Below are 17143 nucleotides of genomic sequence, written 5' to 3'. Positions count from 1 at the left end.
GATAGCGCTGAATAAGTTTTATGCGGTAAAGTGAGCAACCTTTGACGGCAGGCGGGTAAGGAAGCAGCCATGGCAGCACGCATCGATTACCAGATTGAAAAATACCAGTTCACCGAAATCAATGAAGCGCCACGGCTTGCTCAGCAGTGGGCGGAAGTGCTGGACGAGTGTCGCCAGGAAAAGGCCGGCAGCGAAGCACGCCTGCGTCTGGCGCTTCTGAACGTGGACTACGTGACCAGCTTCGAGCTGCCTTTTCGTTTGCAGCTCATCCGTGCACCGCAGCTGATCGACCGCCTGCGCGCTGAACTGCTGCTCAGCCGCAAAGCCGTGACCATCAGCGATAACCGCTATGGCTGCGTTTACAGCCTGAAAACCGATCTCAGCCAGATCCCTGACGCCTTCCGCTATCGCTTTTCAAACCGCATTCGCCGCGTGACCTCAGGCGAGACGACGAATACGCCGTATCAGGAGATAGCCCGGCAGGTGAAGCCCCCGCGCGAGCGCCTGAAGCTGGCGCTGGAGAACGGGCTGCAGGTGACCGCGCTCGACGGCCTGTTCTGGTTCGGCATGCAGCGCATCGCGGCGGACGTCTCCACCTTGAGAAAATCCGGCATGAGGATTGCCACCGCCGAAGTGGACGCGTTCGATTCGCTCACAGGAACGACGCGCAGGGTGCCGGTTTATCGGCGCGTCAGCGAATAATTGTCGGACCTCGATATTTGCCGGAAAGGAATATCCGCCCATGAAAGTTAATTATCTCTGTTATGGTTTGCTGCTGTTGGCGCTCCTGCTAAGCCTGAACGTGGCGCATTCTGCGGTGGCCTGGTTTCTGTTAGCCAGCGTCGTCACGCTGGTCATTTACGGGGCCGATAAATACGCGGCGCGTAAAAGCTGGCAGCGCGTACCGGAAAAAACGCTGCTGCTGTTTGGCCTGGCGGGCGGCTGGCCCGGTGCGCTGCTCGGCCAGCAAATGTTTCGCCACAAAACGCAGAAACAGCCATTTAAAACCTGGTTTATGCTGAGCGTGGTCGTCAACGTGCTGGCTGTGGCAGGGTTTGGCTACTGGAGAACAACGCAGGGAATTTAGCGAGGGTGGCGAAACTGCTTATGTTACGCATCTCTTACTGGACAGTTGCAGTGTGATCTTTATCATAACAATACGCATACAACATGAGAGAAGGTGCTATGCAGCATATCATCGAAGGTTTTCTTAACTTCCAGAAAGAGGTTTTCCCGCAGCGTAAAGAGCTGTTCCGCAGCCTCGCTTCCAGCCAGAACCCAAAAGCGCTGTTTATTTCCTGTTCCGACAGCCGTCTTGTGCCGGAGCTGGTCACGCAGCAGGAGCCAGGCCAGCTGTTCGTGATTCGTAACGCAGGGAATATCGTTCCTTCTTTCGGCCCGGAGCCGGGCGGCGTTTCCGCCACCATCGAATATGCCGTAGTCGCACTGGGTGTAACGGATATCGTCATTTGCGGACACTCGAACTGCGGCGCGATGAAAGCGATTGCGACCTGCCAGTGTCTGGATCCTATGCCTGCCGTGGCGCACTGGCTGCACTATGCAGATGCCGCCAGAGCGGTAGTCGAGAAGAAAACCTGGGATAACGAAACCGATAAAGTTAACGCGATGGTGGAAGAGAACGTCATCGCTCAGTTGAACAATATCAAGACGCATCCGTCAGTGGCTGTGGGCCTGCGCGACAACGCCCTGCGTCTGCACGGCTGGGTGTACGACATTGAAAGCGGCGTGATCCGCACCCTGGATAAAAACAGCAAGACCTTCGTCTCGCTGGCGGACAATCCGGACGTTTGCTTCGAATAAACCCGCTTTAGTTTAGTGCGCCTTTGCCCCTGATGGGCAGGGGCGTAGCGTAGGCCGATTCTGAATCGCTGTTTTCCGTAATAATCTTCTGATGGCTTTTCTGTATTTATGAGCATTATGATTTTGCTGTGATTTATTTATAACGGTTTTGGATGGAATACTCTTATTGCAACCGGCCTGATTTCGCGAACATGCTGATATAAGAAGTGATAAAACTGCTCAAAGTCATGGTATTGAAGTTGCGTTCCACCCTGTTTAAATCGATAAATAATTAATGGCTTATATAACTTGTTTATTTAACGATGTGTCTTGTTGATTTTATAAGTTACATTTTATTACATATATCTCCTTCCGGTATTAATTCTCAGCCTGTAAAACTCAAATTGCCTTTATGGAAAATACAATAAAGTACAATGGTGAGCTTCTTTATGGGAAAGTTTTTATATTTCTTGGTTTATTTACTTCTGTTTGTTGTCGGATTTGGATTATTAAAGTTCGCTAACGTTATGGATGTGGATAATGGACCCAAAAGCGAACTGTTAGCGAAGTTCTTGGCTATGATAACCGCACTTATTGCCGTAACCCGGTGTGGCCTTAACATCTACCTTCGACTTTTCGGGCGAAAATTTAAATAGGGATGGGCGGTAATACCCTGAGCCGCCATGATCAGGATATAAAAAACAATAATGAGCATCTTCAGAAAAGAAGCCATTGAGCACAGTAATGATGTGGCGCATGGCGACATTATTATCCCGTCATCTTCTGTCATGTGCGGTAGCGCCATTGCCACTTTTATTTTGGCATTAGGTATTGGGTTCTTTATTTACTCTGCCAGCTATACCCGCAAAGCGCATCTCTCCGGCATTGTTATGCCTTCCTCCGGGCTGGTAAAAATAACGCCGCAATATAATGGCTACGTGACAAAATTAACGGCGTCAGAAGGGCAACGCGTCGTGGCTGGTGAGCCTCTTTACCATATCAGCGGCGAACACTATAACGGGCAGGGCGCTGGCACGCTGGCGGCCATGAGCCTGTCCCTGAAAATGCAGTATGCCATGCTGGCTTCTCAGCAGGCGCTGGAGTCGCGTGATAACCGCCAACAGCAGGAAGCAATACAGCAGCGAATAGCTGCTTTGCTGCCGCAGATGAAAAGTGCAGAGCAGCGGCTGCTGCTTGCTGAGCATCAGGTCGCGCTGGCTACGTCCGTCATGGGGCGTTATCAAAAGCTGGCGGGCACGCATTACGTCTCTAAGGTGGAGTATCAGCAGAAACAAATCGAGGTTTCCGCCGCCCGGCAAAATGCTGAAGATCGGCGTCAGGGGCTTTTGCAGCTGCATACCGCCATGAAAACCGCTGAAGACGATCTCCAGCACCTTATTGTGCAGGGGGAAAGCCGCAGGGCAGAGCTGGACAGGCAGTTGCAGGCCATCGGGCAACAGCAGGCAGAGCTGGCAGGACAGGAAAAGTTTACGCTGACCGCGCCCGTTTCCGGCACCGTTGCGGCGGTACTGGTCAGGCAAGGTCAGCCCGTCAGAACGTCAGTACCTGTGATGACGCTGATGCCCGATAACGCACGTCTGCAAATCGAACTCTATGCGACCAGCAAACATGCAGGCTTCATTCGGCCTGGGCAAAGAGTGGCACTCCGGTTCGCTGCATTCCCGTACCAGAAGTTTGGCGTTCAGTACGGCGCTATCCGTGAAATCAGCCGCACAACGCTGGCGCCTGCGGATTTACTCACTTTATCTCCCGTGACATGGAAAGAGGATGAGGGTCACTATCGCGTCATCGTTGAACCCGAAAGCACGTTTATCCTGGCCTATGGAAAGAATGAGCCCCTGCGCCCTGGCATGACGCTGGAGGGAGACGTCAGCCTGGATACCCGCCATCTTTGGGAGTGGCTGACGGAGCCCATCTGGAGCCTGAAAGGAAAACTGTAATGGAAGCACTAAAATGGGCAGGGCGAAAACAGCTTCCCGTCATCCGGCAAACGGAGTCAGCAGAATGCGGTCTGGCATGCCTGGCGATGATGGCCTGCTGGCATGGCTTACAGACGGATTTACCCACGCTACGCGAGCGCTTCAGCATCAGTACGCAGGGGATGACGCTGCGCAGGCTGATTGAATGTGCGGCCGTTATCCGGCTCTCCGCACGGGCAGTCAGCCTGGAGCTTGAAGAGCTGAAATCACTCTCTCTGCCGTGCATTCTCCACTGGAATATGAATCATTTTGTGGTGCTGCATAAGATTCGCGGGAACAGGCTGGAGATCCACGATCCCGACAAGGGAAGGGTGACCATTTCCTTGCAGGACGCAGGGAAGCACTTCACCGGCGTGGCGCTGGAGCTGACGCCAGCCAGTGATTTCACGGTCAGGGATGAGAGGCAGAGAATTCACCTGCGGCAGCTGACCGGCAAGACCCCTGGCCTGCTGCCCGCCCTGCTTCGCATCATTATCTTTGCGCTTGTGCTGGAGCTTCTTGCGCTCGGCGGACCCCTTCTCAACCAGCTGGTGATTGATGAGGTGCTGGTGGCCGCCGATCGAAGTCTGCTGGTCGTTATTATTATTGCCCTGCTGCTGTTATCCCTGACTCAGATGCTGCTGTCGCTGGCCCGGCAGTGGGCCAAGATTACGCTGTCTGTGAATTTCAATATGCAGTGGACGGCCCGGGTTTTCCATCATCTGGTTCGCCTTCCTCTCGCCTGGTTTGATGCCCGCAGTAAAGGAAGCGTGAATGCCCGTTTTGACGCAGTGGATAACATCCAGCAGGCGCTGACTACGCAGGTTCTGGAAGGGATTCTGGACGTATTGCTCGTTGTCACCGCACTTTGCATGATGCTGCTCTATAGCACGGAGTTGACGTTGATAGCGGTATTGGCCGCCGTTATCTATGGCCTGCTAAGAGCGTTGTGGTACCCGGCTCTGCGACGCTCTGCGGAGGATGTCTGGGATGCCGATGCGCGCGAGTCCGGGCATTTTCTGGAAACGCTCAACGGTATCATGAGCCTGAGAATTAACGGCGTGACGGCGCACCGCGAGGCAGCCTGGTTGAATCTCAACGTCATCCGCAGAAATACGCAGCTTCGCCAGAGCCGCTTGCTGATGTGCTATGACATTGCGCATACCCTGACCAGCAGCGTGGTATCGGCGGTTATTTTGTGGAAAGGCGCAGGCGAAGTGCTGAACGGCACCTTTACCGTCGGCATGCTGGTTGCCTATCTCTCCTATCAGGGGCGCTTTTCATCCAGCATCAGCACGCTGACGGACAACTTTTTCTCCTGGCGTATGCTTGATGTTTATAACGAACGCCTGGCCGATATCGTTCTGACGCCAGCCGAGGGTCATCAGCCGCCTTCGACGGAGGATAACAGCTCCTCTGTGGTTCCTTTCGTCTACAGGAACGTTGGGGTTGAAGATGTGCATTCTTCACTCTCACTTGAGCACATTGTTTTCTGCCACAAGGGCGGGAATAAACCGATAATCAAAGGATTGTCGCTGACGCTTCATGCCAGTGAGGTCGTGGCCATTACGGGTAAATCTGGCTGTGGCAAATCGACGCTGGTGAAGCTCATTCTTGGCATTCACACCCCTGATGAGGGAACGATTCGGACTTTGGGTATACCGCATACGCATCCGGATTATTTTCAGGTTCGCCAGCGAATCGGGACCGTGCTGCAGGATGATTATCTGTTCCGCGGTTCTGTTGCCGATAACATTATTTTCTTCAGCGACGATCGCAACCATGAATGGATGATCCAGTGCGCCAGGCTGGCGCTTATCGACGGCGATATTATGGCGATGTCGATGGGATACCAGACATTAATTGGTGAAACCGGCGGAGGGCTTTCCGGAGGGCAAAAGCAGCGTATTCTGCTGGCCAGGGCGCTGTATAAGAAGCCGGGGTTACTGCTGCTGGATGAAGCGACCAGCCATCTCGATGTAGAAAGTGAGATCCAGATAAGCCAGACGCTGCGCCGGCTGGGGCTTCCCGTTCTGCTGATTGCCCATCGCCCGGAAACTATCGCTTCTGCGGATCGGGTTGTGTATCTGGAGGAGGGGAGTTTTAGGGAGCTGAAGCGGCAGGACATTATTGATGAAGTGTTTTTATAGTTTTTTCCCATTTTGATGAGAAAAAGGAAGGTGAGACAGGGCGGAAGGTTGGGCTGACTCGCCACGACAGACGAGTCAGCCCAACGTTAACGACATTCAGGATGAGCATAAATCTTTAAGTATGTCGGGTCTGTCAGGCTTGATTTTTGCGTCCTGCCATTAATAACAGCGCCATAATCACCGACAGCGCAACGGCCCCGGCACTCGCCAGATAGACTGCGTTAATGCCCCATTTTCCCGCCAGTGCACCCGCCAGAGGCGCGGTGATCCCTAAATGAGATATCCAGGAAAGCGACATACGCGCCTGTATTTTTACATCACGGATCCGCAATTTAATATTTGGGAATTTTGCTCACTCTGAAATCCCAAAGTTTATAAAAACACCCGTTTTATACTGCTCGATTGTTAAGATTCATTCTCACTTTGGGGTGTCTAAAGGCTTTTAATATGGATCTTATTTTAAACTCAGGAAGTAATTAAAATTATTTTTTAATTATGGCTAAACTCGAAGCCGATCGCTTATTGGATACGGCTAAAAGCGTGGCTGTAAGGTATTTTAAAGATTTTTTATAAGCGATAGGTTTGAGTCTGAAATCAGGTTTTTTATCAATGGGAACTTAAGGGCAATTGAAAACGCAAAAACAGATAACGAACGAAAAGAATTTCTTCGGAATATAAAACAAGAGACTGAAAATCTTAAGGAACAGGATAGTCGGCTACGCCATGGAATGGCCAAAATTCATACTTCTATTACGGTTAAACATGAAAAAGGCGTCTGGAGCTATGTTGTAGATGGCATAAGCATCGTATCGGGCACGCTTCAGATAGTTGGTGGTGTAGCAGTTGTTTTTGCATCTGCTCCGGGAAATATAATAGGAATGGCGTTTGGTTCTATGCTTGTTCTACATGGCGCTAATGCAATTCATGAGGGAATCGTTAACATTGTTGGAAGTAGGGATGATACCGTTGGTTTTATGAAAGAAGGCTACATTGCCGTAGCCGAGTTTGCTGGGTTTCAGACATGGGCTGGCGCAACGGCTTTCAGCGTGATGGATCTTACCCTGTCGGGTTATGGACTCGCCAGGTTAACTCTTAAATCCAGCTCCTGGCGTTTATTCCATTATATTCCCAGTGACTATGTCCGTGGCCTTAAAAAGATGAGTAGAGCGGATTTAGTTCTTGAAATGTATAATGACGGTATGGCATTAAAATCAATCAAAGATAACCAGTAAGTTTGTGTTTTTTTAAAAAGCGGACAGACTTAAATGTCAGCCTGAATGGGGCTGCTATGTACAGAGCAAATGCGAAGAGTAGCAATATAAAAGAGAACGCTATAATTGAGCTTTTATCGCCAGTCACTAATGAGTAGCCCCATTTTATCGCAAGCAGGGAATAAAGTAATACCATGATATAAAACCCACGCTTTAGTCCTTTTAATTGATAAATAACTGTTCCTTTATCATCTCGTTGCTGATAGTCGTGAAATTTTTTGAGTTCTTTATCAGTGAACCCAAATTCTCGAATTTTAATTTCGATATCATCCATGATTGATTTCTGGCATAAGTATTGGAACTCAATTCTATTATGAACAATCTCCAATACAAGTTTTTTTCAGCGGTCGTTAAGTACCTTGCTATTTTTATTCAGGCAGGAGCGGTTGGTTTATTTTGCAGAAGGTCCTGAGAAGCAGATACCCTTAATGTGCTTATCTCTTTAACTGGAAGGGTGGCAGGACAGACTATGGAGGGGGGGCTGATATCAGTTGGCCGTTACTGCCAAAGAAAAAAGGGACTGCTATTTAACATAACACATTGTTTTATTTAATATACTGATCTTTTTTTCTTGCCATGGATAGTCTCTATGCGTTTAGGCCCAACGAAAACAATAAAGCTCTATGAGGTGCCTAACAAGGTACCTAAAAGGTTCGGATTTAATTAGTTGGAATCAGACTTCGCGGGACAAATTGAGGGCACAAAAAAGCCCGCAGGGCTTGCGCCGTGCGGGCTCTTAGGACTTCATCGGGCTGGCGTCCTTGTAATTAGTTATTCAATCCAATGATTTATATATTTATTTTGACTTTTTATTTTATTGGTGGTTCTAAAAAGGAACCATAAATCTTAATGGTATGAGTTCTCACGATTAGCTGATTGGCAAATTGTATCAAAAGATAACCAATCCTCAGTTCAACTACCAGTTGGTAGCTGAACTGCGTAAGCAGGATCTGCTTTCCACCGATTAGTGTATACGGTAGTTTTTCAGCATAACTGAATTGTACCCGTAGGACAGTACTAGCATAGGTGGAGAATGAATTTTGAACAATTGGTCACCAGAGCATACAAAAGACATCAAGAGTTGGTTTAAGATTGATACATATCGTAAATTTGAAGACCTCTCATTGATCCAGTTCTACCATGAGATATGGGCCCGAAACTTGTTCTTTAAGGAGTATAGAGAAGAGTTTGAGAGCAGAACTCTTATGGGTTACTTCTCAAAGATATTCAGCGGCAACCCTTTTTTAATCGAAGAAGGGCAACTGGGATACATGACTCCTGCTAACAAACTTTTCCAGCCACCCCATTTTTTTCTAACAACCCTTGATCGCCTTGCTGAAACGAGCATTATTGCAATGCAACGTGGAGGTTTTCTTTGGCATGAAGGTGACAATTATTCTATAAATGCAGAGCTTCGAGAGGAATCACTTTCAGACATTATGCCAGATCAGTTTACACGAACAGTCATGTTCGAGATTGATTTGGCAAGTGGCACAGACGAAGAGATTGCAGAGTCGCTTAAAGCTGCATTACCGCAATGGCGTAAAGTAAAGGGTATTGATGAAAACCCATTGGAATCTGTTCGTTTTGGATACGGAACTATCAAGAAACTCATCAGTTATCGTGTAATACCTATGCTGGATATCCTGGTGTGGGCAGCCGTTAAAAAAATCCGTGTCTCTGACGACAGGTTATCCAGACTACTATATACAGACGATGACGAAGAAAGCGAAATGAGGCAGTCCAGCCAAATCAAAGATACCGACAGGCCTTTGGCTCTTAAATCCTGCACAACTGACTTTATCCGACAATTCCATTACTTCATGAACAAAAATAGCCATTTGAAGCAAATGAAAGTCGCTGATGTAATGAAACTATCGGATTAGTTTATATCCATAACCGTTTGTTTTTCTTTATAAAAAGAAACTCAAAGCATCATTTTAAATGATGCTTTTTTTGCGATTTTTACTTTAAACCGACCATTTTGCCACTTGCTATAAAACAGGGGAATTTCAGCTACTCTCAAGTTCCCCTGTTCTGTACGGCACCAACTTCGAGAGAACCATCCTGCATAGCAGCAAGGCACCTCCGCTTCAGGAGTCTCACTCCTTTCTTTTCCCAAGTGTTCGTATAGTGACTTCACCGCAACGACAAGGGAAAACAAAATGAACAATCAACCAACCCGCCTCATACGCCTACCAGAAGTTCTCGAACGAACTGGCTACGGAAAAGCATGGATCTATCGTCTGATCAACGATGGCAAGTTTCCTGCTCCTGTCAAAATTGGAAGTCGTGCAGTAGCTTTCGTTGAAAGTGAGATTGATACCTGGATTCAGTCTGTAATCGAAACAAGTCGAAATAATGTTGCTTAGTTAATTTTGGGAGACATGTTATGAATATCGAAGAATTTGTGAGTGAAGATAACCATATGTGTAATCTGGGCCAGGAACTTTTCTGTAAAATCTTCGAACCCGGAGCGATTTACGATTTACCTGATAATGAATTTAACAGAAAGATTGTTTACTGGTTAAGCCAGTATTTAGTGGGGAATCTAAGAGAACCGTTAGATTCGATCTCTGAGCTTAATATCTTCGAACAGTTTTATGTGTATGAAACATGGTTCTCGCTAATTAAATGTCCCGTTGAAATGAAAAATCTTTCAAAGCGAGTAATTCAATATCAGATTGGGCTGAAAACTCTTTTGTAAAAATGTAAAGTTTTGCCCCATATTTTTGCTTAAAACCTTACAAAATAACTTACATTATTTTGGTTGCCGTTTATTAGCAAGGCAGTGAGATAGTTTTCGAAGTATTAGGTGTACATAATATAAACTAGATCTACCAGATGATAATTTGACAAGAATAATCGTCTATCTCACTGTTTTAATTTAAATAAATATCTTAATCGGTCCAAATAAATTTGTAAATCTACGAAATGCTTATTATTAATATATTGGAATTATACTTTTTGTAAAGTTTAGGAGGAAAATATGTGCAGTATTTGTGTGGATTCTTTTATGCTCGAAAATGGTGAGAGATATTGTCATGTCGTAAATAAAGATACTGGTGAGCCATTGTATTATCCAAACTTGTATATAACAACACAAGTCAGGAATCGGTCAGAGTCTATATCAACAATGAAGGTTATTGCCGGTAGCATTTCATTGTTATATCGATTCTTTATGAGAAAAAATATCAATATTGATGAAAGAATCCAGAAGAAGCTGTTTCTCGCTCCTCATGAAATTGAGGATTTGATTGAATTCACTTCATTAAATTTCCGAGATGGAGGGGATGGTAATTTTAGGGTTTCAAATGTCAAAAAACCAACTAAGTATTTTCGCATTACAACAGTCGCTAACTATCTTGAATGGTTGTGCAAAATACTTCTTTCACATGCAGGGCAGAAAAATACTCTCAGGGAAGTAATGGCTTTCATTAATAACATAAAAAGAAAGAAACCAAGGAATAATGATAAATATAATATGGAAATCGAAAAAAGCTTAGACAAAGCACAACTAGATTCTTTGTTCAGCATACTTTCGCCAGGGAGTAACTTGAACCCGTTTACGGAAAAAGTGCAACAAAGAAACAATCTAATATTCCTTCTATTACATTGCTTTGGTTTGAGAGCAGGTGAACTTTTGAATCTGCGTATTGGCGATATTGATTTTGCAGAATCAACAATCGCAATAAGAAGGAGAGCAAATGATAAAACAGATCCACGAGTTTATCAGCCATTAGTGAAGACGTGTGAGAGAAAATTAATTGCTGACACAAAACTTATATATGAAATTTCGGATTATATTTTGAATGATCGTAGGAAAGTTAAAAATGCTAATAAGCATGATTTTCTGTTTATTACCTATAAGGAAGGGAAGACCCAAGGGCAACCTCTGTCATTTTCCTCATACCATAAGATAGTGAGTGTTGTTCGTCAATCATCCTCACTTCTAAGTGGATTAACAGGTCATAAATTACGACACACATGGAATTATGAGTTCTCAAAAACAATAGACAATGCCCAAGATATATCCGATGAAAAAGAACAGCAAATCCGTTCTTATCTCATGGGATGGCGACCTGGTTCAGATACTTCAATAATTTATAATCGCAGACATATTTTTGAGCTATCGAAAAAAACTGCACTTGAACAACAAGAGCAACTATTCAAAGGAGGATTTGATGAATAATTTAATTAAATATAACTCTGATAAAATGTCTTTGCATGAACATAAAATCGTCAGTTCGATTGAAAACAATGGAATCAACATTAGAGAATTGATATGTGTTATGAATGAAAAATTGGTTTGTGGATTTGTATATACAGTACAATATTATTTTAATAGCAACAGCTATTTGTATGTGAAAAGTATTGTTAGAAATATGGAGAGTCTTATCTGTAAACTATCTCCTACTCATATAGATGATAAGGTTCTAATTGAATATCAAAATAAGCAATTATCAAAATCCCCAGCATCGTTTCGTGTTTTACGACCATTTTTGATTAAATGGTTTGAGTTTGGATATCCTGGAATAGATGAAAGTGCAGTAGAACTGTTAAAGCATTTGGACCTAAAAATAAAAAAAGCTGGTCAGTCTGTGTTACAAGATGATCCAACAGGGGGCCCACTAACTAAAGAGGAACATACTTCCCTGATCAAGGCTATGAATCATGCATATAGAATAGGTGTACTGTCACTGTCAGATTATGCAATATCGCTGTTAGTGAGTCTGACAGGCAGAAGACCTCAGCAGTTAGTTATGTTGAAATATAAAGACCTTCTTCAAAAGAACTTAGATAATGGTAAAGTAGAATATTTAATTTCAGTACCACGAGTTAAACAACGAGGTAAACAACTACAATATCGAGAACTGGCAATGATCTCAGAAGTTGCATCAATTATTCAACTGCAAGCTAATCAATCCGTGAGGTTTGTTGAGCAAACCCTTGGTAAAACTCTTGATGATTATACCAAAGGAAAGGTTCCAGTTTTCTTGAACGAGGAAAAACTGCTTGATTTAGCCATAATAGATTCTGATTTCCTTGAGTCTAATAAAATATTTGCAAAACCAACAATTGCTAAGACAGCATTAAAGAATATTGTTATTACTGAGAACTTAATTTCAAATCGTACAGGTTCTCTACTCAATGCTACTCCTCGCAGGCTTCGCTATACGATAGCAACTATGCTGGCTAGGGAGGGACATAATGCCAATACTATAGCTGAATTATTGGATCATTCTTCTACTTCAAGTACTGGTATTTATATTAAAAATCTTGCTGGGAGTGTTGAAAGGATTGATTCCGCTGTTTCAGAACAATTGTCATTTGTCGCTGATATTTTTATGAATGGAATAAAGTCTAAAGAGAAAAAACATTTCAAATTTTGCTCTTCGAGAAAATGCGAAAGTCAGAATTTAAATGTAAGTTTTCCTTGTGATAAATGTGCTTTCTTTATGCCAGTTGATATTGATGAGGTAAATGCCCAATGAACAATATTATTTTATTTAAGTCTAAAAAACAACTTACGGCAGAAAACAATTATAATGAATTCATAAAATTTTGTCGCTATCAACTATCTGGGCTAACCCAAACTCAGGATTGGGAACAATATGTTTGGAAAGGGTATGTAACCTTTAGAAAGATAGGGGTTGGACATAAAGTATTTAACTCCAAAGATGCAATGCATGAAGATTTCCTCGATTTTGCCAAAGCATATATTAGATATCAGCACTCATTGAAACCCTTGAAAAATTATGGGGCCATAATGATGGCTTTGAGATGTCTCGAACAGGCTCTTTTGCAGGTTCTGAATAGTGGTCTCATTTATAATGTTACAGCCGTTGTTTTTGATGAGGCAATGCAGATCGGAAGTAGATATTTTGAAGGTAATGTTCTTGCTCAATGTGGGATACAGCTTGAAAAATTATCAAAGTTTATATGTGAACATAACCTTGTAAAATCAGGATACATATCCTGGAAAAACCATGTGAAGCAGAAGGTCAAAAACAACTATCTTCCTGAGATTGAGGACTATCACAGAAACGATAAGTTACCAGATGAAACAGCATTACTTGCGATTGCTGATATTTTTTCTAAAAATGATGAGCTACTGAGTCCAAGGGATAAATTCACCAGTGCAGTATTTGCACTCCTGCTTTGTTGTCCGAGCAGAATTTCTGAGATTTTAGCCTTACCTGCTGATTGTGAGATTACACAAAAAGATGAGAAGGGTATCGAAAGATATGGTCTAAGATTCTATTCGGTTAAGGGGTATGGCCCTAATATCAAGTGGATTCCACAGGTTATGATACCAGTTGCGAAGAAAGCGATTAGAAGATTGCTTTCCTTATCACAAAATGCAAGGGCATTTGCTCAATGGTGCGAAAAATACCCTGATAAATTTTACCGACATGAACTTTGCCCAAAAGTTGATGAAAAATTAAAGTTGACAGTTTTACAGGTTTGTCATGCACTTGGCTACCCTTTACATGATCATAAATCATGCGTTCTAAAAATTAAAAGAACGAGTTTGGATGGTGGGAAAAGTTTCTTAAACTCCAATGATTATAACTATTCATTGAGTGAGCTATGGGAAATGATTAGCTCTGGTTTTAGCAGAGACTTTCCTTGGTATGATAAAGAAAAATCTATAAGATTTAGTAATGCATTATGTTTATTGAATCCTCGCCAATTTTCTTTATCCCAAATGAGTGATATCTATTCATTATACAAACCTACCAAAGGATTCTTTTTTAATGATATACAAAATAAAATGCGTAATGAGTCTGGATTTAAAAATATTTTCGCCCGATACGGATATTATGATATTGAAGGTAAGCCACTACTTATCCGGTCACACCAACCACGGCACCTTTTAAACACAATAGCTCATTATGGTGAAATGTCTGAACTGGATATTGCTAAATGGTCTGGTCGTGTCAATGTGAATCAGAACAGAGTTTATAATCACGTATCGGAAGAAGATATGTTAGATAAAATCAAAGCTATTAAATTGAATAGGAATAATTATTGTCAAAGGGACTCAATACCCACAAATGAATTGACAATTGATTTTAATAACCTTAAACAAGGTGCAATACACTTAACAGAATTTGGTTACTGTGTACATGATTATTTAGTTAAGCCTTGTGCAAAAATTAATCAGTTTGTTGAGTGTGATAATGAAACACTGAACATGAAATCAATAGGTAGAATTCGACTGGAATCTATCCGAAAAAAAGTAATGCAATTAAAGAGAATAACTCAGATCGCTTATGAAAATGGTGATTATGGTGCAGACAAATGGTTGCAACACCATGAAAAAAATTTGGAAAGAATTAATAAGCTTTTGAATAATTAAAACAGGAGATACTTATGGCAAAACATTTGAACAGGAGTGAAATAAAGGCAATTAAACACATTATACTGACTTGGGATGGTAAAATCACATGGAGTGATTTATGTGAATCAGTTTATAAGAATCTAAACAGAACTATCACAAGGCAATCTTTAAGTGCGCATGATGAAGTTGTTGAAGCATATAGAACAAAGAAAAATTTGTCCAATTTGAAAAAATCTGGTCTAAAGAAACCAGCTAACTTAACTATTGCGGCACAACAAATAATAAACCTTAAAGCCGAAAACGAAATGTTGAAAAAACAGAACAATAGATACAAAGAGCAATTTAGCTATTGGCAGTATAATGCTTATAGACATGGCCTTTCTATGGAACAATTGAATAGACCGTTTAATAAAAAATAACAATTGATAGGTTACACCTATTGACAAGTTAAATAAATGCGATAAATATAGATGTATGGTCAGGAAGACTATTTCAATAATGCAAGGACGCATTCTATGGACAAACAAAAAAACTTTCCAGTGGAACCACTGGAAGAACAGCTTATTATTATCGTTGATAAATTTATCTCTAAGCGATATCAGCCGAATGATAAAAGTTTCTCATACCAGCTATACCTGCTTTTTGTTGGCTATCATTTAAAGTATTTCTATCCTAAACAAAAATATACTCGTTCTAATAGAAATATAGACAACATTATGACGATGTTCAGTACTGTATACAAATGTCTTACAAGTACTTTGTTACAGCGATTAAACAATAAGGAGGCTGTTATCAGGGAGCTAAATTCTCTCGTTAACTATATTGATAACAATCAAGAAAAAGCTGAAGAAATCTATGCTACTGTCAGAGCACAATATGAAATGAAAGTAATTGAGGGAGAGTTAACCCATGAAGTTCGCGTGAGAGCCGTCAGGTTATAGGCAATAAAAAAAGCCCCTATGCAGGGGCTAAAAGAGACTTCTTGATATAGAATACTACTGAACTTCTTTCCAGACACCATCAGTTTTCACAAGCTTAACAGGCTTTGTCTGTTTCATATTGCTGATGGATGCATCAACAATGCAGTTATAAACATTGTTTGCTTCTTCTGTGCAATTTACTTTCTTCACATAATCGATTCTTAAAAGATCTTTTTCGGGAATACTTGAGTTCAGAGCTTTCATACTTGCATTTGATCTATCTACAACACTTTTGAAAGCATTGTATATGTCTTTTTTAGAAGGTTCGGAATTACAGGCTGTTAATAGAAAAGTAGAAAGGAGAACTGCGAGAATTGAGTATGTTTTCATTTTCTTATCCAGGAAACGATTAATTAAGAATGCCAGATTTTGTATTGTTATTATCAGTAGAGAATGTCCATTTGCTTACGGTTTCTCTATTGAAGTCGATTTCGAGAGTTTTAGACTGAGTCTGGGAACCGCCAGTTAGCAAACCGACAACAGGGATAAAAGTCGAGGCATTGAACTGATTGTTATACATGAAATATCTCCATTGCTCGTTGCCATCGTCAAGAGTCGTTCTGGTATCAGGCTCACCAAGTTGAGCAAGTAGCTCTGCCTTAGTTGTTTTGTTTTTAATTATTTTTGATTGTAGGCTCTGTGCCGTTTCATTTTTGATTTTTTGGTTGCCGGATGTAGAACAGCCAGAAATTGAAAATATTGCAATGAAAAAGGAGGTGACAATAATTTTTTTCATTTTATTTTCCTTATTATATTTGGACAGGGTTAACTTTTATGTGTGAAAACGGCTCTGTGTGCAAATTTCTTACGTAAATAAAATCTTAAAAAAATTGCTGATGCAAAATAGATAACGACAGTTAATATAAAACTTTGACTGATAGCGAATATGAGGAAAGCAATCGCTAACAGCACAATTCCTATTAGTAAAGCAAGCCACGGTGAAACAACACCATAGTTAATTGTTGCGTGACAGCCAGTGCAGACACGTACTCCGAACTGGCTCTCTTTAAAGCAAAATGGACACTTTATTATTTCGTTTTTCATAGCTATCCCAATCTGGAAGATTAAATGCTGTTTGTAGGGATTCTCGATGACCGGCTCGCTTTAGTAAAATTGCTTGTACCGATCGATGATTGTTGCTTGATAGGTCTAGTCTATCATAATTACATTATCGATCTGTAATAACGATCAATATTTTCTTGACTAAACACAAATTTATTACTCTGTAATAGAGTGCGTTTACGAGGGGGGGTGTAATTGACTGTCTATAAACGAATTTTTCTCGCCTTGTTTAAAGGTTGGATTACATGAATTTTTGAGAAGTGTGTGTGGGTTTTGTGAAGAATGGACTTCCCATAGCTTCTGAGAAGCTCTGCGAGCCTTCTGAGAAATGGAATCCAGCCGATAAGCCTGAGATGCTTTTGCTGTTGTACTGAGTTTTTTTGAAGAATCTTTTCTACGATTTCGTTTCTTCTGTCTTCTTTGAGTCGTAGTTCGAGTTCAGCAATTTTTTCACTGATACTTTCCTTTCTCTCAGTGTTTTTCAAAACTGTTGCAGGAGCAGGAGCAGGAGCAGGAGCAGGAGCAGGAGCAGGAGCAGGAGCAGGAGCAGGAG

At 42.3% G+C, this 17143-nt stretch carries 19 protein-coding genes and 1 pseudogene; 14 read left to right on the top strand and 6 right to left on the bottom strand.

Going from position 1 to position 17143, the window contains the following annotated elements; genetic code table 11:
• The first annotated feature begins 69 nt into the window (after positions 1–69).
• The 5 genes from RTU33_RS12940 (at position 70) to RTU33_RS12920 (ending at position 5929) form a co-directional block, all read left to right on the top strand.
• Positions 70–702, top strand: coding sequence for a DNA-binding protein (locus tag RTU33_RS12940; RefSeq protein ID WP_312627869.1), 633 nt, complete (start codon positions 70–72; stop codon positions 700–702).
• 40 nt (positions 703–742) lie between these two features.
• Positions 743–1087: a DUF1294 domain-containing protein gene (locus RTU33_RS12935; protein ID WP_312627868.1), complete on the top strand. Its 345-nt coding sequence runs from the start codon at positions 743–745 to the stop codon at positions 1085–1087.
• 98 nt (positions 1088–1185) lie between these two features.
• Positions 1186–1821 (top strand): carbonic anhydrase, encoded by a 636-nt coding sequence (locus tag RTU33_RS12930; RefSeq protein WP_312627866.1) that lies wholly within the window; start codon positions 1186–1188, stop codon positions 1819–1821.
• Positions 1822–2507: 686 nt separating this feature from the next.
• Complete coding sequence (locus RTU33_RS12925) at positions 2508–3761, top strand: HlyD family efflux transporter periplasmic adaptor subunit (protein ID WP_312627864.1); 1254 nt, start codon at positions 2508–2510, stop codon at positions 3759–3761.
• Positions 3761–5929: a peptidase domain-containing ABC transporter gene (locus RTU33_RS12920; protein ID WP_312627863.1), complete on the top strand. Its 2169-nt coding sequence runs from the start codon at positions 3761–3763 to the stop codon at positions 5927–5929. The genes RTU33_RS12925 and RTU33_RS12920 overlap by 1 nt, the downstream gene beginning before the upstream one ends.
• A gap of 133 nt (positions 5930–6062) precedes the next feature.
• Here RTU33_RS12920 and RTU33_RS12915 read toward each other — a convergent pair whose 3' ends face one another.
• Positions 6063–6227 (bottom strand): hypothetical protein, encoded by a 165-nt coding sequence (locus tag RTU33_RS12915; protein ID WP_312627862.1) that lies wholly within the window; start codon positions 6225–6227, stop codon positions 6063–6065.
• A 271-nt stretch (positions 6228–6498) separates the two neighbouring features.
• On the opposite strand from RTU33_RS12915, the gene RTU33_RS12910 reads away from it, so the two are divergent.
• Positions 6499–7161, top strand: coding sequence for a DUF4225 domain-containing protein (locus tag RTU33_RS12910; protein WP_312627919.1), 663 nt, complete (start codon positions 6499–6501; stop codon positions 7159–7161).
• Here RTU33_RS12910 and RTU33_RS12905 read toward each other — a convergent pair.
• Entirely contained in the window at positions 7145–7474 is a 330-nt protein-coding gene (locus RTU33_RS12905) for a hypothetical protein (protein WP_312627861.1), read from the bottom strand. The genes RTU33_RS12910 and RTU33_RS12905 overlap by 17 nt on opposite strands.
• Before the next feature lie 766 nt (positions 7475–8240).
• Here RTU33_RS12905 and RTU33_RS12900 point away from each other — a divergent pair.
• The 8 genes from RTU33_RS12900 to RTU33_RS12865 all read left to right on the top strand — a co-directional run bounded on the left by RTU33_RS12900 (position 8241) and on the right by RTU33_RS12865 (position 15489).
• A complete protein-coding gene (locus RTU33_RS12900; protein WP_200025804.1) occupies positions 8241–9086 on the top strand; it encodes a DUF6387 family protein in 846 nt (281 codons plus the stop codon).
• A gap of 279 nt (positions 9087–9365) precedes the next feature.
• Complete coding sequence (locus RTU33_RS12895) at positions 9366–9572, top strand: AlpA family transcriptional regulator (RefSeq protein WP_038875572.1); 207 nt, start codon at positions 9366–9368, stop codon at positions 9570–9572.
• A gap of 20 nt (positions 9573–9592) precedes the next feature.
• Positions 9593–9907 (top strand): hypothetical protein, encoded by a 315-nt coding sequence (locus RTU33_RS12890; protein ID WP_057173734.1) that lies wholly within the window; start codon positions 9593–9595, stop codon positions 9905–9907.
• 282 nt (positions 9908–10189) lie between these two features.
• Entirely contained in the window at positions 10190–11392 is a 1203-nt protein-coding gene (locus RTU33_RS12885) for a tyrosine-type recombinase/integrase (RefSeq protein ID WP_210905278.1), read from the top strand.
• On the top strand, positions 11385–12695 hold the full coding sequence (locus RTU33_RS12880; protein ID WP_312627858.1) for a tyrosine-type recombinase/integrase: 1311 nt from the start codon (positions 11385–11387) through the stop codon (positions 12693–12695). The genes RTU33_RS12885 and RTU33_RS12880 overlap by 8 nt, the downstream gene beginning before the upstream one ends.
• Entirely contained in the window at positions 12692–14566 is a 1875-nt protein-coding gene (locus tag RTU33_RS12875; RefSeq protein WP_210905277.1) for a DNA-binding protein, read from the top strand. Before RTU33_RS12880 ends, RTU33_RS12875 begins: the two co-directional genes overlap by 4 nt.
• Before the next feature lie 14 nt (positions 14567–14580).
• Positions 14581–14967: a hypothetical protein gene (locus RTU33_RS12870; protein WP_102649932.1), complete on the top strand. Its 387-nt coding sequence runs from the start codon at positions 14581–14583 to the stop codon at positions 14965–14967.
• Positions 14968–15063: 96 nt separating this feature from the next.
• Positions 15064–15489, top strand: coding sequence for a hypothetical protein (locus tag RTU33_RS12865; protein ID WP_312627852.1), 426 nt, complete (start codon positions 15064–15066; stop codon positions 15487–15489).
• A gap of 54 nt (positions 15490–15543) precedes the next feature.
• Here RTU33_RS12865 and RTU33_RS12860 read toward each other — a convergent pair whose 3' ends face one another.
• The 4 genes and pseudogenes from RTU33_RS12860 to RTU33_RS12850 form a co-directional block, all read right to left on the bottom strand.
• Complete coding sequence (locus RTU33_RS12860) at positions 15544–15858, bottom strand: cell wall-binding protein (protein ID WP_312627851.1); 315 nt, start codon at positions 15856–15858, stop codon at positions 15544–15546.
• A 19-nt stretch (positions 15859–15877) separates the two neighbouring features.
• Positions 15878–16264: a hypothetical protein gene (locus tag RTU33_RS12855; RefSeq protein WP_181562441.1), complete on the bottom strand. Its 387-nt coding sequence runs from the start codon at positions 16262–16264 to the stop codon at positions 15878–15880.
• A 29-nt stretch (positions 16265–16293) separates the two neighbouring features.
• Entirely contained in the window at positions 16294–16572 is a 279-nt protein-coding gene (locus RTU33_RS21880; protein WP_001419297.1) for a hypothetical protein, read from the bottom strand.
• Between the two features lie 221 nt (positions 16573–16793).
• A pseudogene (locus tag RTU33_RS12850) lies at positions 16794–17143 on the bottom strand (relaxase); the annotation flags it as partial.

Source organism: Scandinavium sp., from assembly GCF_032012665.1.
GTDB lineage: Bacteria > Pseudomonadota > Gammaproteobacteria > Enterobacterales > Enterobacteriaceae > Scandinavium.
The sequence above is the reverse complement of the archived record's forward strand: the minus strand, read 5'-3'. Positions and strand labels throughout refer to the sequence as shown.